This window comes from Microbacterium binotii, from assembly GCF_021398715.1.
In the GTDB taxonomy this organism is placed as follows: Bacteria; Actinomycetota; Actinomycetes; order Actinomycetales; family Microbacteriaceae; genus Microbacterium; species Microbacterium binotii_A.
The window spans coordinates 2,433,941-2,449,473 of sequence record NZ_CP090347.1 but is presented as its reverse complement, the minus strand read 5'-3'; the positions used below and the strand labels follow the sequence as shown (position 1 = coordinate 2,449,473).

Below are 15,533 nucleotides of genomic sequence, written 5' to 3'. Positions count from 1 at the left end.
AGACGCGAGCTCACGCTGTCAACGGGGGAGTGCGATCGGGGGTCGCGAGTATGGTGTGGCCCATGCCGATCCCTGCCGATGGATACCCTCTCGCCGCCGCTGTCAGCCCCCGGGTGCAGGTCGTCGAGACGACCGATTCGACGAACGCGGATGTGGTCGCCGCCGTCCTGGCGGACGACGCCGGGTGGCCGCATCTGTCCGTGCTGGTGACGACCGACCAGCGTCGGGGCCGCGGCCGGTTGGACCGTACCTGGGTCACGCCGGCCGGTACGGCGCTCGCCGTCTCCGTGGTGGTGCGCGTGGGCGCTCTGCCCGTTCATGCGCGGGGGTGGATCCCCCTGATCGCGGGCATCGCGATGACGCGGGCGATCGCCGCGCAGCTGCGCGGCATCCCGCAGGCAGTGGGGCTGAAGTGGCCCAACGACGTCCTCGTGGACGGGCAGAAGATCTGCGGCATCCTGGCGGAGGCCGTACCCGGCGAGTTCGATGCCGTCGTGGTCGGCGCAGGGGTCAACACGCGGATGCCGCGGGTCGATCTGCCCGTGGCGACGGCGGTCTCCTTCGCCGCTCTCGGGCAGGAGGCCGATGAGGACAGGTTGCTCGCCGACTACCTGAGCGGTCTCGACGACATGCTCATGGCTCTCATCGACGCCGACGGCGACGCGGTCGCTGCGGGCATCCAGTCCGCCGTCGACAGCGTTTGCACGACGCTGGGTGGCGACGTGGCGGTGTCGCTGCCCGACGGCACGTCGCTGGAAGGTCGGGCCGAGCGCATCGATGCGGAGGGGCGACTGGTCGTGTCCACCGGCGGTGCGGAGGTCCCCGTCGCGGCGGGAGACGTCACGCACGTCCGGTAGGTGCCGCCGCGTCGCGTGATGGCGGGCGTGTGAGCGACGTGTGCGCGGCGCCGCAGGGCACAATGGGAGGGTGACGCAGCCGACCGGATTCGGGGTCCGCCCGCCGACACCCGCACCCGGTGTCGCGGCGCCGGAGCGTCGTATCGTGCGCACTCGCCAGCACGCTCGGCGACTCTTCTGGTGCGCCCTTGTGCTCATCGGCGTCGCCGGTGCCGTGGGTTACTTCCTCGGGAATCTGCCGGCGCCGTTCGAGGACTGGATGCTGTTGGTGGTCGCCGGACTCGCCGTCCTGGTGCTCGTGGTCGTCCCCTTTCTCGCCTGGCTCTCGCATACCTATACGGTCACGACGCGTCGTGTCATCGAACGTTCGGGCGCGTTCGGGCGGCGTTCCCGCGAGCTCAGCCATGTCCGCGGCTATCGCATCACGGTGCGCAGAGGTCCGCTGCAGCGGCTCTGGCGCACCGGCACCTTGATCCTCGACGACGGAGTGGAGCAGCCGCTCGTCATCCGCCGCATCCCGCAGGTGCAGTTGGTGCACGAGGTGCTCGTCGACCAGGTCGAGGTCAACCAGATCCTCGCCCACCGCGACGCGCAACCGCTTCCCGCCTCGCCCAGCGCCCCCGCCTGATCCGCCGCCGTCCCCACGGTGCCCGTAGCGGGCGCCGGCGTGAGGAAGAATGGTCAGCGTCCGGAAGGGGAATCATGGCGGTGCGCGTGGGAGTCGTGGGCGGCGGACAGCTTGCCCGGATGATGATCGCTCCGGCGGCGGAACTCGGACTCGAGATCCGCGTGCTGGCCGAGTCCGAGGGGATGAGCGCGGCGCTCGCCGCGACGGCGGTGGGCGACTACCGCGACCTCGAGACGGTGCGCGCGTTCGCCGGCGACGTGGACGTGCTGACCTTCGATCACGAGCACGTGCCGCAGGATGTGCTGCGCGCGCTGGTCGCGGACGGCGTCCCCGTGCACCCCGGCCCCGACGCGCTGCGGTTCGCGCAGGACAAGCTCGAGATGCGCGAGCGGCTGGCGGAGCTCGGCATGCCCCAGCCCGACTGGGCGCGCGTGGAGAACGTCGACGAGTTGCAGGAGTTCCTCGACGACCACGGTCATCGCGCGGTCGTGAAGACGCCGCGCGGTGGCTACGACGGCAAGGGAGTACGTGTCGTGTCGGCGGCGACCGAGGCGCAGGACTGGTTCACGGCGCTCGCAGAGGACGCCCGCGGCGGCGCTCTTTTGGTCGAGGAGCTCGTCGACTTCCGCCGCGAGCTGGCGCAGCAGGTCGCGCGGCGCCCCTCGGGCGACATCGTCGCGTATCCGGTGGTCGAGACGGTCCAGCGCGACGGTGTGTGCGCGGAGGTCGTGGCCCCTGCGCCCGGCGCGCAGGGCCGAGTGGCCGCGGAGGCCGAGCGCATCGGCGTCGCGATCGCGGACGGCCTCGGAGTCACCGGGATGCTGGCGGTGGAGCTGTTCGAGACCACCGATGAGCGACTGCTCGTCAACGAGCTCGCCATGCGTCCGCACAACAGCGGGCACTGGAGCCAGGACGGCGCGGTCACGAGCCAGTTCGAGCAGCATCTGCGCGCCGTGCTCGACCTCCCGCTGGGTGACCCGGGCGTGCGCGCACCGTGGTCGGTGATGATCAACATCCTGGGCGGACCCGCCGAGGGGACCCTCGAGGACCGCTTCGGTGCGGCGATGTCCGCGCATCCGGCGGCGAAGGTGCACACCTACGGCAAGGCTCCGCGCCCCGGCCGCAAGGTCGGGCATGTGAACGTCGCCGGCGACGACCTCGACGACGTGGTCTACGAGGCGAGGGCCGCCGCCGCGCACTTCCTGGACTGACGAGTCCGACCTCGCGCGCCGTTGCGGTGATCTTCCAGTGATGCCGCCTAGCCTTGTCGGGTGACCCGGCCGCTGCATTCCTCCGAGGCGCCCCTGGTCGGCGTCGTCATGGGCTCCGATTCCGACTGGCGTGTGATGAACGAGGCCTCGGCCGCTCTCACCGAGTTCGGCATCCCGCACGAGGTAGAGGTCGTCTCGGCGCACCGCACTCCCGAGAAGCTGCACCGCTACGGCGTCGATGCGCGCTCGCGCGGGCTGCGGGTGATCATCGCCGGTGCGGGCGGTGCGGCGCACCTGCCGGGAATGCTCGCTTCCGTCACGCCCCTTCCCGTCATCGGAGTCCCCGTTCCGCTCGCGACCCTGGACGGGCTGGATTCGCTGCTGAGCATCGTGCAGATGCCGGCCGGGATCCCGGTCGCGACCGTCTCGATCGGCGGGGCGCGCAACGCTGGAATCCTTGCAGCGCGGATCCTGGGCGCAGGGGACCCCGGTATCGCCGATCGGCTCGAGTCGTACGCGCGCGAGCTCGAGCAGATCGTCGAGCAGAAGAATCAGCGGCTGAAGGACTCGTTGTGAGCGCCGTGAGTCCGCCGCGCCCCGGCCAGCGTCAGGCGGCCGCGCCGGTGGTGAACCCGTACCCGCTCCGCTATCCCGACAGCTCGTCACGAACCGTGATGACGCGACGCGCATGGTGGCTCGTCGTGCTGAACCTCCTGGTGCCGGGCTCCGCTCAGGCGCTGGCGGGCAACCGTCGGCTGGGACGGCTCGGCCTCGGTGCCACGCTGCTGCTGTGGGCACTCGCGCTCATCTGCGCGGTGATCGCGCTGATCGATCTCGGTACGTTCGTCGATCTCGCCACGGGTGCGTGGGTCCCGGGATGGCTCGCTCTGCTACGTCCGATGCCCATGCTCGTCGTGCAGGGGATCCTGTTCCTCTACGCCGGGCTGTGGATCGTCCTCACGATCGACACACTCCGTCTGGTCCGACTCGTGAAGATCCAGCCGTGGGCTCGGCTGGCGACGTCGATCCTCGCCATCGGCGCCCTCGTGCTCGCGAGCTCGGGCGCCGTCTGGGCATCGAACTCGGTCGGCGCCGCACGCGACGCGCTCGGTACGGTCTTCACCCAGACCGGACCCGCGGTGGAACCGATCGACGGTTACTACAACATCCTCCTGCTCGGCGCGGACAGCGGCGAGGGCCGCGACTCCATGCGTTTCGACAGCATCTCGGTCGTCTCGATCAACGCGGAGACCGGCGCCACCACGATCTTCGGAATCCCGCGCGACATGCCGAACTTCCCGTTCGCTCCCGGGCCGATGCAGGACAAGTACCCCAACGGCCACGAATCGCACCCCAGCCCCACCTGCGGGTGGGGCAGCGGGATCAACCAGCTGCGTACGGAGGTCGAGGTCTGCCAGGACGGCAACTCGATCTATCCGGATGCGGTCGCCAACGGCTCCGAGCCGGGAGTCGAAGCGACGAAGGACGCCGCCGAGGGCATCCTCGGCATCCAGATCCCCTTCTACGCGTTCATCGATATGGATGGTTTCGCAGCTCTGATCGATGCGCTGGGCGGGGTCGACATCACTGTCACCGAGCGACTGCCGAAGGGCGGCGGCCCCGCTTACGAGGGTCAGAGCGCCGAGGAGTGGGCGACCGGGTGGATCGAGCCCGGCGAGCAGCACATGGATGGCGACACCGCGCAGTGGTACGCCCGTTCGCGCTATACGACGAACGACTGGGACCGCATGCTGCGTCAACGTCAGCTGCAGGAGGCGATCCTCGCGCAGTTCACCCCGGGCAACGTCCTCAGCCGGTTCCAGGACGTCGCCGCAGCGGGCACGCACCTCGTCAAGACGGACATCCCGCAGACCATGCTCGGGTACTTCGTCGAACTCGCCATCAAGGCGAAGGAACAACCCGTTACCTCGATCGAGCTGACGCCCCAGGGTGGGATCGACGATCGCAACCCGGACTACGAGAAGGTGCACCAGATCGTGCAGCAGGCGCTCTATCCGCCGACGCCCTCCCCGACTCCGGAGGGCTGAGAGCGCACCGGTGCGGTGAGCTCCCAGAAGCCGACGCGAACGGATGGGTAGTCTCGAAGGATGACCGTCACGCTCCGCCTCGTGCTCGATCAGCTGATCGATGTGGTCGATCCGGATGCCGCCGAAGCTGCGCGGGAGATCGCCGCAGCCCTCGTGAAGACCGCGCCGCGCGGGTGCGCCGTGGGCGCGATCGTGCCGGCCGGTGCGGAGGGCGCCGCGGCCGAGATCGCAGGCCTGGCGGATGTCTGGCGCGCACCTCTGGCGCGGCCCGCCTTGGCCGCGTCATGGCAGCTCGGGATCGCGCCGGGCATCGGCGGAGGGCTCATCCATGCGCCGGGACCGCTCGCGCCGCTGGTCCGTCACGATCGCGTCAACGACAACGATCAGACCGTCGTGACGCTGTGGGAGCTGTGCGCGTGGGAGGTCCCGGGCGATCTTCCCCGTGGCGCCGTCGCCGCCCAGCGGGCTCTCCTGCGCCGAACCGAGAAGTTCGCCGACGCCGTCGTCGTTCCCACACACGCGCTCGCAGCCAAGCTCGTCGAGGTCGCCCCGCGGCTGGCGGGGCGTATCCGAGTCATTCCGGGAGCCGCGCCGCAAGGCTTCGCGGTTCCCTCGGATGCGGTCGGCCGGCGTCGCGAGCTCGGCGTCATGGAGGACGTCATCGTCGTGGCGGGCTCCCGGTGCGACGACGCCGCCTTCGCGGCGGCCTTCTCAGCGATCGGTTCCCGTGGATGCGACCGCAGCGTCGTCGTGATCGACGCCGCGGCTGAGGACAAGGACCGCGTCCGGGATCTCGCTTCGGCAGCGGGACTTCCGCCCGAGCGGGTCAGCGTCCAGCCCCATCTGGGCGCGCCCGATCGGGCGGCCGTGCTGGATGCCGCGAGCGCGTTGGTCTCGCCGTCTGCACTCAGTGCCTTCCCGTGGCGCGCGGTGGAGGCGCTGACACTGGGGGTGCCCATCGTGGCGATGGCCTCCGCGGTCCACGAAGAGGTGCTCCTCGACGGCGCTCTCACGGCCCCCGTCGAGTCCTTCTCAGACGCGCTCGGGCAGGTTCTGGCGTCGGAGGAGAGCAGGAAACGATACGCGGTCCGCGCGGCGGACCGCGGCCGCGCCTTCTCCTGGCGTGATCACGCCGAAAGGGTCTGGGCGCTGCACTCGGAGCTGTAGCGGCGCGGCGCGGCAGCAGAGGACGGCGGGCGTGTGAGAGTAATCCGGGGCGTGCTGCGCCCCGGCGCTCCGCGCCCCCGCACAACTCTGGTGAACATGCGTAACTTGCGTCACACTCGTCACATGCGTCCCCTCGGCCTCGAGCCCGGTCGCAGCCGCTGGGTTGCGATCCCCGCCTTGATCGCGCTCGCTCTGGGGCTCCTCCTTCCGGTGACGGCGACCACGGTCGCCGTGGCGGCGGAGCCCGCCGCATCCGTCGCGACGGCGGCACAGGGCGTGGCACAGGAGACGATCCCGACGAGCATCGTGAAGGCTGCGGATCTCAGTCAGTTCGATCCGTCGAACATCATCTCCGACAAGCTCTTCTTCGACGGCAACGCCATGACGGCGGCCGAGATCCAGTCGTTCCTCGATCAGCGCATCGGCACCTGTTCCAACGGCAAGTGTCTCAACGTCTCCACCGCGAGCGTCTCCTCACGCGACGCGCGGGTCTCCTCGTCCACGGGGAACCTCATCTGCAGCGCGATCCAGGGCGGCACGATGCGGGTATCGGAGCTGATCTACCGCGTGCAGGTCGCGTGCGGCATCTCCGCCAAGGTCATCCTCGTCACTCTGCAGAAGGAGCAGGGACTGACCACCAGTCGCGCTCCGAGTGACTGGAACCTCAACGCGGCCATGGGACAGGCCTGTCCCGACACCGCGCCATGCGACCCGGCGTTCAAAGGACTCGGGCCCCAGATCGTCGGCGGCGTCACCCAGCTCAAGACCTACTCCGCCGCTCGCTTCGGCAAGCAGCCGGGGTCCAATTACATCCAGTACAATCCGAACGCCGGCTGCGGCGGCACGACGATCAACATCCAGAACTGGGCCACGGCTTCCCTGTACACGTACACGCCGTACCAGCCCAACGCGGCGGCGCTGCGAGCGGGCTACGGGTTGGGGGACGGCTGCTCGAGCTACGGCAACCGCAACTTCTACCAGTACTACACGGACTGGTTCGGCTCCACGCAAGGGCGTGACACCAAGGACGATCCGATCGGGAACCTCGAGATCCTGACGGCGGAGCCCGGTTACTTCCGGGTCGCGGGATGGGCCATCGACCCGAACGCCGTCACGTCTTCCCTTCAAGTCCACGTCTATGTCGGCACGGTCGGCACGCCGATCGTGGCGGACAAGAGCCGCCCCGACGTCGGGGCCGCGTACCCGGGCGCGGGTGCGGCGCACGGGTTCGATGCGCGGATCCCCGCCACAGGTACGAGCCCTGTCCAGGTGTGCGTCTACGCGATCAACGTGGGTGCCGGCGACCATACGACGCTCGGATGTCGCACCCTCGATGCGATGTCGGGATCGCCGGTCGGTCAGATCGACTCGTTCTCCATCGTCCCTGGTGGCGTTCAGGTCTCCGGGTGGGCTCTCGACCCCGACACGACCTCATCGATCGAGGTGCACTTCTACTTCGACGGATACGGACTTCCGATGAAGGCGTCGAACCCGCGTCCCGACCTCGGCCCGCACTATCCCGCTTATGGGATCAACCACGGGTTCAGCGGAACCCTGACGGTCACGCCCGGCACCTACAACCTCTGCGCGTACGCAGTGAACGTCGGCGCGGGCAGCACGACGACCCTCGATTGTCGGCAGGTCATGATTCCGGGGCCGCCCGACGTCGGACGGGTGCCGGTCGGCAATCTCGAGACGTTCTCCGTATCGGGATCCACGGCGACTCTGGCGGGATGGGTCATCGATCCCGACACGGTGAACCCGATCCAGGTCCACGTCTACGTCGGGGCCGCGGGCAAGGCGATCATCGCGGATGGGGCACGAAACGACATCGCGCGGGCATTCCCGGGCTATGGTGCCAACCACGGGTTCTCCACGACGGTCACCCTGCCGCCGGGTCAGAGCAACGTCTGCGCATACGGCATCAACGCGTCGGGAGCGCATCTGCAGCTGGGGTGTCGCTCCGTCACCGTCGTGGCGCCCCGTCCACCGGTCGGCAACTTCGAAGAGCTCACGGCGACGCCGGGTGGCGCGCGGTTCGCAGGATGGGCTCTCGACCCGGACACATCTGCACCCATCTCGATCGACGTCTACGTGGACGGGGTCAAGTCGACCTACACGGCGAAAGTGACCCGGCCTGATGTCGGACGTGCCTTCCCCGCCAACGGCGCCGATCACGGATTCTCCGAGACTGTGCAGATGACGCCGGGGCAGCACCGCGTATGCATCTGGGCCTTGGACAGCGACGGCGGCGTGAACATCAATCTGGGTTGTCGAGACGTCACCGTCGGCGGATGATGCCCCCATAGCGGAAGGGCCTCGTGCATCGAGAGATGCGCGAGGCCCTTCCGCTATGACGCGACCGCGTCAGCTCCGCACGTACGCCGACAGCTGATCGGCTGAGGTGGCAGGGGAGAATCCCGTCGCCTGGATCTTGCCGAGGTCGAGGACGCTGTTCGTGGGCCGCGGGGAGATGGGGCCCGCGGCGTTGGCGAAGTACTCCTGCGTGCTGACGCCGGTGATCCGGGCAGGGTCGTGGCCGGTGAGCTCGAACACGCTGCGGGCGATGTCGGCCCACGTGGTGGGTTCGCCTGCGCCGGTGACGTTGTAGACGCCGTAGGGTGCGCTGGTCTCGAGCAGGTGCGCGATGGCCGCCGCGATATCGGGGGTGAAGGTCAGGCGTCCGGTCTGGTCGTCGACGACTTTGGGGTCGATACCGCGTTCGGCGAGGCTGGCCATTGTGCGCACGAAGTTGTTGCCGTCTCCGATCACCCAGCTGGTGCGGATGATGTAGTGGCGGGGGGCTGTGGCTGCGGCGATGTCGCCGGCGGCTTTGGTCTGGCCGTACACGCCGAGGGGCGCGAGGGCATCTGTCTCGGTGTATGCGCCGGGCTTCGTGCCGTCGAAGACGTAGTCGCTGGAGACGTGTACGAGGGTGATTCCGTGTGCCGTGGCGATGCGGGCGAGGGCTGCCACCGCGGTCGCGTTCGCCGACCACGCATCCTTGCGGCCTTCGGGTGTCTCGGCTTTGTCGACGGCGGTGTAGGCGGATGCGTTGATGATCGTGTCGTAGTCGCGCCATCGTCGGGCCGTGTCGAGGCCGTCTGCGGTGATGTCGAGATCGGTGCGGGTGGCGTACTCGAGGTGCGCGGCGTCGCCGAGGCGGGCGCGCAGTGCGCGTCCGAGTTGACCGTTCGCGCCGAGCACGAGTGTCTTCTTCGGTGGGATGGGCGTGACGTCTGCGAGGCGGGGGTGGTTCTTGTCTTTCTCGCTGATCTCCACCTCATCGAGCGGGATGGGCCACTCGATCGCGGCGGTCGCGTCCGCGAGGTTCAGGAACGAGTACGCGGCGGTGGGGGACCAGTGGTCGTTGACGAGGTAGGTGTACGCCGTGTCCGCTTCGAGGGTCTGATACGAGTTGCCCACGCCTCGCGGCACGAAGATCGCCTTCGAGGGGTCGAGCTCGGTCGTGTAGACGGCGCCGAAGGTGGGGCCTTCGCGTAGATCCACCCACGCGCCGAAGATCCGGCCGGTGGCGACGGAGACGAACTTGTCCCATGGCTCCGCGTGGATGCCGCGCGTGGTGCCGACGGCATCGTTGAAGGAGATGTTGTTCTGCACGGGACCGAAGTCGGCAAGTCCCGCCGCGACCATCTTCTCGCGCTGCCAGTTCTCTTTGAACCAGCCGCGGGAGTCGCCGTGCACCGGCAGGTCGAAGACGACGAGGCCGGGGATGGTGGTCTCGGTGACGGTGAGTTGCTTGCCGAACTCCGTCATCGTCACTGTCCTTTGCTGGCGTAGAAGGCTTCGACGCCGTCTTTGGTGGGTGCCCACCATGCTTCGTTGGCGCGGTACCAGTCGATGGTGTTGGCGAGTCCGGTTTCGAAGTCGCTGTAGGCGGGCATCCAGCCGAGTTCGGTGCGGAGCTTGGTGGAGTCGATCGCGTAGCGCAGGTCGTGGCCGGCGCGGTCGGTGACGTGGTCGTAGGCGTCGCGGGGCTGGCCCATCGTCTCGAGGATGAGTTCGACGACGTCTTTGTTGTTCTTCTCGCCGTCGGCGCCGATGAGGTAGGTCTCACCGATCACGCCCTTGTCCAAGATGGTGAGCACGGCGGAGGAGTGGTCGTCGGCGTGGATCCAGTCGCGCACGTTCTCGCCGGCGCCGTACAGCTTGGGGCGGATACCGCGGATCACGTTGGTGATCTGTCGGGGGATGAACTTCTCGACGTGCTGGTAGGGGCCGTAGTTGTTGGAGCAGTTGCTGATCGTGGCGCGGACCCCGAACGAGCGCACCCACGCGCGCACCAGCAGGTCGGAGCCGGCTTTGGTGGACGAGTACGGGGACGACGGGTTGTAGGGGGTGTTCTCGGTGAAGCGTGCCGGGTCGTCGAGTTCGAGATCGCCGTAGACCTCGTCGGTGGAGATGTGGTGCAAGCGCTTGTCGTGCTTACGGGCGGCTTCGAGCAGCGTGTACGTGCCGATGATGTTCGTGTCCAGGAACGGACGCGGATCGTGCAGGCTGTTGTCGTTGTGGGACTCGGCCGCGTAATGCACGACCGCGTCGACCTGAGCGAACAACTCGTCCACCAGCGCCGCGTCGGCGATATCGCCCACGACCAGCCGCACCCGGTCCTCGTCAAGACCCGCCAACGACGCCCGGTTGCCCGCGTACGTCATCTTGTCGAGCACGATCACCTCGTGATCGGTGTTCCCCACGACGTGGTGCACGAAATTCGAACCAATGAACCCGGCCCCGCCGGTCACGAGAAGTCTGGACACCCGTCCAGAGTAACGGGTGGGGGTGGCGCGAGTTTGTCAGGGCCCTGCGTGATGGGAGGATGTTCGCATGCGCGGAATCATCCTTGCCGGGGGAACCGGCTCGCGGCTTCATCCGATCACTCTGGGCGTCTCGAAGCAGCTCGTGCCGGTCTACGACAAGCCGATGATCTACTACCCGCTGTCGACGCTGATCCTCGCCGGCATCCGCGACATCCTGATCATCACGACGCCTCAGGACTCCGAGCAGTTCCAGCGCCTGCTCGGCGATGGGACGCGGTTCGGCGTTTCGATCACCTACAAGACGCAGCCGTCCCCGGACGGGCTGGCGCAGGCGTTCATCCTGGGCGAGGAGCACATCGGCGACGACTCGGTCGCGCTCGTGCTCGGCGACAACATCTTCTACGGGCAGGGCATGGGGACACGCCTGCGTCAGTACAACAGCCTCACGGGCGGCGTCGTGTTCGGTTACTGGGTCGACGACGCGACGGCCTACGGTGTCGTGGAGTTCGACGATCACGGCAAGGTCGTCTCGCTGGAGGAGAAGCCGGCCGTCCCGAAGAGCAACTACGCGGTTCCGGGGCTCTACTTCTATGACAACGACGTCGTCGACATCGCCAAGGCGCTCAAGCCCTCGCCTCGCGGTGAACTGGAGATCACGGATGTGAACCGCGAGTACCTCTCGCGCGGGCAGCTCAAAGTCGAACTCCTGCCGCGCGGAACCGCATGGCTGGACACCGGCACGTTCGACTCGTTGAGCGAGGCGACGGACTTCATCCGCACCGTCGAGAAGCGTCAGGGACTGTCGATCGGCTGCCCCGAGGAGGTCGCGTGGCGCATGGGCTTCCTCACCGACGACGAGTTGCGCAGCCGTGCCGAACCGCTCGTGAAGAGCGGCTACGGACTCTACCTGCTCAAGGCTCTTCAGCAAGGCCACAACTGAGGTCTCGTAGAATCGGGCGCGCCATCTCCGCTGCGGGGTATGAGGCACACCACCCAAGGAGCACGGGAACAGATGCAGGCCGAGCGGCAGCTTTCAGCACGGACAACCGATGACGAAGGAGTGACCCCGCGCCGCACCGTTCTCTACGCGCTGACGAATGCTCGCGCTGAGATCGACGAGTACGTGCGGATCGCACTGGACGGACTCCGTCCGCACGCTGCGAAGCTCGTGGTCATCGTGACCGCGAAGGTGCCGGAGAGCGCACGCGTCGAGCTGCGGACGATGGTCGATGAGGTCGTCGACTACGCCGGTGCGTCGTTCCATCCGCAGATGTACGCGACGGCCCTGCACGGAGTCGCTGCGCCGACGGGCGACACCGAGGAGATCCTCTTCACGGGTGACTCGTGGTTCGGGCCGGTAGGCGAGTTCGCCCCGATCTTCGATCGGATGTCTCACGGCCATGCAGACTTCTGGCAGCTGGTCGAGAACAGGCACGGTGCGCCGCAGTCGTTCGAGACGCAGGGTTTCCCGCACCGCCCCGCGGCATGGATCTGGACACTGGTGCGCAAGGCGATGTTCACCGGTAAGGAATGGGCGGACTACTGGTCGCAGCCGCCGAGCAAGCTCGCTGCGGAGGACAGCGAGCGCTCGTTCTCGGAGTCCTTCACCGCTCTGCACTTCGCCAACGCGTTCGCGTTCCCGGCCTCGGACTTCCCGAACGAGAACCCAATGCTCTTCTCGCCCGGACTCCTCCTCGATTCCGGGTGCCCGGTCCTCGGGCGCGAACTCTTCACGCTGTACCCGCCCTTTTTGCATCAGCACGCGATCATCGGGCGCGACGTGGTTCGCGCTGCGGCCGCCCACGGCTATCCGCTCGACGCGCTGTGGCAGAACCTCGCCCGAACGGTTGCCCCGAAGGCCCTCAACACCATCGCGGGAATGCTCGAGATCGTCCCCGCGACTCCACGCGCGGAGGTGCCGAGCCGTCGGATCGCCGTCGTGCTGCACCTCACGGATCTTCGTCAGATGGACGACATCCTTCTCCGGCTCGCTCATCTGCCGGCCGGGTACGCGCTCTACGCGACGACCTCGGATGGCACGAAGGCGGCGACGATCCGTCGGGCGCTCGCCGAACGTGCCGATGCGGGCTACGGGAGCTTCGAGGTCCGGGTCACCCCCGCGAGTCGTGGGCGCGACATGAGCGACTTCTTCGTCGCGTGCCGCGATGTCATCGCTTCCGACGAGTTCGATCTCGTGGTCAAGATCCACGGCAGGAAGAACCGCCACAAGACGGCGAACGTGCGGCGGTACTTCCGTCGATACCAGTGGGACAATCTGCTCGCGACCCGCGATCATGTGCGTCGGATCCTCGCTCTCTTCGACGACGAGCCCGGGCTGGGTATGGTCTTTCCGCCGATGATCCACATCGGCTACTCGACCATGGGCAAGGGGTGGGCTTCGTATCGCGCACCTGCGGAAGAGCTGCTCGGCGAGATGGGCGTCGACGTCCCCCGTGACGAGGTCAGCCCGCTCGCGCCGTACGGAGCCATGTGGATCGCGCGGCCCCGAGCCTTGCGTGCCATGCTCTCGCGGCGCTGGACCTATCAGGACTACACGCGTCGGCGCTACGTCGATCTCGCCCGTGTTCAGGAGCGCGTGGTGGTCTCGGTCGCAGCTGAGGCGGGTTATCACGTGCGCACCGTACTCACCCCGGAGCACGCGGCCATCAGCCACACGGCGCTCGAATTCAAAGCGGACCAGCTCTTCTCCACGACGACGGGCTATCCCGTGGATCAGATCGGCTTGATCCAGCGTGCGGGCCCGGCGGGCCATGGCGGAATAGTGGGTCTGACCCGGATGTATCTCCGGCTCAACCACCCTCGCGTCGCGCGAGCCGTGCTTCCGGTGGCCGCCTTGGCCGAGCGCGTATACGGCAGGGCGGTTCCCGCACTCGCTGCGATTCGTCGACGGCGCCCGAGAAAGGACCGCTGAGATGAAGACCGCTGAGCTGATTCCGGCCGTTCCTCGCCCCGCGGACGCTTTTCCCGCATCGGGCAAGCGGCTGCTGATCTATGTCGTCTACGACCGGCGCGGCGACGTCGAGGACTACATCCCGTACGCGTTGAGCAAGCTGCGCGCACACTGCGATCGCATCTTCGTGGTCGTCAACGGCGCACTCACCGACCAGGGGCGAGCGGTGCTCGAGCCTGTCGCGGACGACATTCTTGTCCGCCCGAACCGCGGGTTCGACATCTGGGGCTACAAGGACGGCCTGGATGCGGTGGGCGCCGGGATCGAGGAGTACGACGAAGTCGTTCTCGCCAACGACACCTGGTTCGGGCCGGTGCGGCCGTTCGAGCCGGTGTTCGAGCGTATGGACGCTCAGAAGTTGCACTTCTGGGGGATGACGGACCACGTCCGTGTCGACCCGAACCCGTTCACCGGTACGGGCTACCTCGCGTACCACATCCAGTCGTACTGGCTCGCGGTACGGCGCGACCTCGTCGCTTCCGAGGAGTGGACGTCGTACTGGCGCGACCTTCCGCCCATGGACAGTTACAGCGACGCCGTGGTCAAGCACGAGGCGACGTTCACCGAATTCCTGACCGGGCACGGATTCGTGGGTGAAGTGGCGTTTCCGACCATCACCGATCGCATCGAGAACCACGCGGTGCTGTACGCCGAGCAGCTCATCGAGCAGGGGTGTCCCACGCTGAAGCGGCGGCCGTTCTTCCAATGGCCGCCGTACCTCGACCATCTCGCCGTCATCGGACGCTGGACGCTGGACTGCGTCGCGCGATACGGGTACCCGATGAGGTTGATCTATACCGACCTTGCTCGCAACGTGGAACCCCACACGCTCAACGCGGACGCGGCGTTGCTCGATGTCGTCGCAGACGAGGGCGGCGCCTATGACGAGGCGCACCCCTTGCGCACCGTCGTCATCGCGCACATCTTCTACGAAGAGATGGCGTCGGAGATGCTCGAGAGGATCGACTATCTTCCGGGAGCGTTCGATCTCGTCGTCACGACGACCGACGAGCAGAAAGCCGAGCGCATCCGTCGCGTCATCGCTGAACGGCATGCGCGGGGCGCCTCGGAGGTACGGGTGGTCGACTCCAACAACGGCCGTGATCAGAGCGCCTTCCTCATCGCCTGCCGCGATGTCCTGGTCGGCGGCGAGTACGACGTCGTGGTCAAGCTGCATTCGAAGCGCACCGTACAGGATGCTTACAACGCGGGGATGCACTTCCAGCGCCACCAGTTCGAGAATCTGCTCAGCTCTCCCGGATACGCGTCGAACGTGTTGTCGATGTTCCAGCGTCAGCCCGAGTTGGGGTTGGTCTATCCGCCCATGGTGCACATCGGCTACGGAACGCTCGGACACGCGTGGTGGGACAACCGCCCCGCCTTCATCCAGATCGCTGCGCAACTGGGCATCCGGGTCCCCATCGACGAGACGTCACCGCTTGCGCCGTTCGGCTCGATGTACATCGCCCGACCGGAGGCGCTCGCACATCTCGTGGCTCCGGAGTGGACGTACGACGACTTCGGAGACGCGAGCGCGTACCGTGATGGGGGATTGGCTCACGTTCTGGAGCGCGTTCCGTCCTACGCTGCCGGCGAGGCGGGTTTCGTGACCCGCACCATCGCCACGGCAGACTATGCCGCGGTCAGCTACACGACGCTCGATTACCATCTCGACCAGATGTCGAGCACCCTGCCTGACTCGACGATGCACCAGATCCAGTTCCTGCGTCGGCTGGGACCGCTGGGCAGAGGGACGATCGAGGACTTCTCCTACATCCTCGCCCGCCTGCGCAAGCCCGAGTGGGAACCGCGACTTCAACGACTGTTCGGACGGGCGCGGACGTTGCGTCATCGGTTGCGCCGGCGAGGGTAG

The 15,533-nt window shown here is 67.5% G+C and carries 12 protein-coding genes; 10 read left to right on the top strand and 2 right to left on the bottom strand.

The genetic code is table 11. The features are described from left to right. Positions 1–62: 62 nt before the first annotated feature. The 7 genes from LXM64_RS12130 (at position 63) to LXM64_RS12100 (ending at position 8,209) form a co-directional block, all read left to right on the top strand. Positions 63–857, top strand: a complete 795-nt coding sequence (locus tag LXM64_RS12130) for a biotin--[acetyl-CoA-carboxylase] ligase (protein ID WP_234073417.1) — start codon at positions 63–65, stop codon at positions 855–857. 70 nt (positions 858–927) lie between these two features. Further along, the gene (locus tag LXM64_RS12125; protein WP_234073416.1) at positions 928–1,485 is read left to right on the top strand and encodes a PH domain-containing protein; all 558 of its coding nucleotides are present in this window, start codon (positions 928–930) and stop codon (positions 1,483–1,485) included. A gap of 74 nt (positions 1,486–1,559) precedes the next feature. Continuing rightward, positions 1,560–2,696 (top strand): 5-(carboxyamino)imidazole ribonucleotide synthase, encoded by a 1,137-nt coding sequence (locus LXM64_RS12120; RefSeq protein ID WP_234073415.1) that lies wholly within the window; start codon positions 1,560–1,562, stop codon positions 2,694–2,696. A 108-nt stretch (positions 2,697–2,804) separates the two neighbouring features. Continuing rightward, the gene (gene purE / locus LXM64_RS12115) at positions 2,805–3,272 is read left to right on the top strand and encodes a 5-(carboxyamino)imidazole ribonucleotide mutase (protein WP_137419060.1); all 468 of its coding nucleotides are present in this window, start codon (positions 2,805–2,807) and stop codon (positions 3,270–3,272) included. Further along, positions 3,269–4,744 carry an LCP family protein gene (locus tag LXM64_RS12110; RefSeq protein ID WP_234073414.1) on the top strand — a complete coding sequence of 492 codons (1,476 nt, stop codon included), beginning with the start codon at positions 3,269–3,271 and terminating at the stop codon, positions 4,742–4,744. The genes purE and LXM64_RS12110 overlap by 4 nt, the downstream gene beginning before the upstream one ends. 60 nt (positions 4,745–4,804) lie before the next feature. Next, entirely contained in the window at positions 4,805–5,911 is a 1,107-nt protein-coding gene (locus LXM64_RS12105) for a glycosyltransferase (RefSeq protein WP_137416350.1), read from the top strand. Positions 5,912–6,034: 123 nt separating this feature from the next. Further along, positions 6,035–8,209: a hypothetical protein gene (locus LXM64_RS12100; protein ID WP_234073413.1), complete on the top strand. Its 2,175-nt coding sequence runs from the start codon at positions 6,035–6,037 to the stop codon at positions 8,207–8,209. A gap of 69 nt (positions 8,210–8,278) precedes the next feature. Here the strand turns inward: LXM64_RS12100 and LXM64_RS12095 are convergent, their stop codons facing one another. Together LXM64_RS12095 and rfbB are read right to left on the bottom strand one after the other, a co-directional pair. Further along, a complete protein-coding gene (locus tag LXM64_RS12095; RefSeq protein WP_234073412.1) occupies positions 8,279–9,688 on the bottom strand; it encodes a sugar nucleotide-binding protein in 1,410 nt (469 codons plus the stop codon). 2 nt (positions 9,689–9,690) lie between these two features. Beyond that, positions 9,691–10,689, bottom strand: coding sequence for a dTDP-glucose 4,6-dehydratase (rfbB, locus tag LXM64_RS12090; RefSeq protein ID WP_234073411.1), 999 nt, complete (start codon positions 10,687–10,689; stop codon positions 9,691–9,693). Positions 10,690–10,756: 67 nt separating this feature from the next. Between rfbB and rfbA the strand changes: the two genes are divergently transcribed. The 3 genes from rfbA (at position 10,757) to LXM64_RS12075 (ending at position 15,533) form a co-directional block, all read left to right on the top strand. Further along, complete coding sequence (gene rfbA, locus LXM64_RS12085; protein ID WP_234073410.1) at positions 10,757–11,629, top strand: glucose-1-phosphate thymidylyltransferase RfbA; 873 nt, start codon at positions 10,757–10,759, stop codon at positions 11,627–11,629. A 120-nt stretch (positions 11,630–11,749) separates the two neighbouring features. After that, complete coding sequence (locus LXM64_RS12080) at positions 11,750–13,621, top strand: rhamnan synthesis F family protein (protein WP_234073409.1); 1,872 nt, start codon at positions 11,750–11,752, stop codon at positions 13,619–13,621. A gap of 1 nt (position 13,622) precedes the next feature. Beyond that, on the top strand, positions 13,623–15,533 hold the full coding sequence (locus LXM64_RS12075) for a rhamnan synthesis F family protein (protein WP_234073408.1): 1,911 nt from the start codon (positions 13,623–13,625) through the stop codon (positions 15,531–15,533).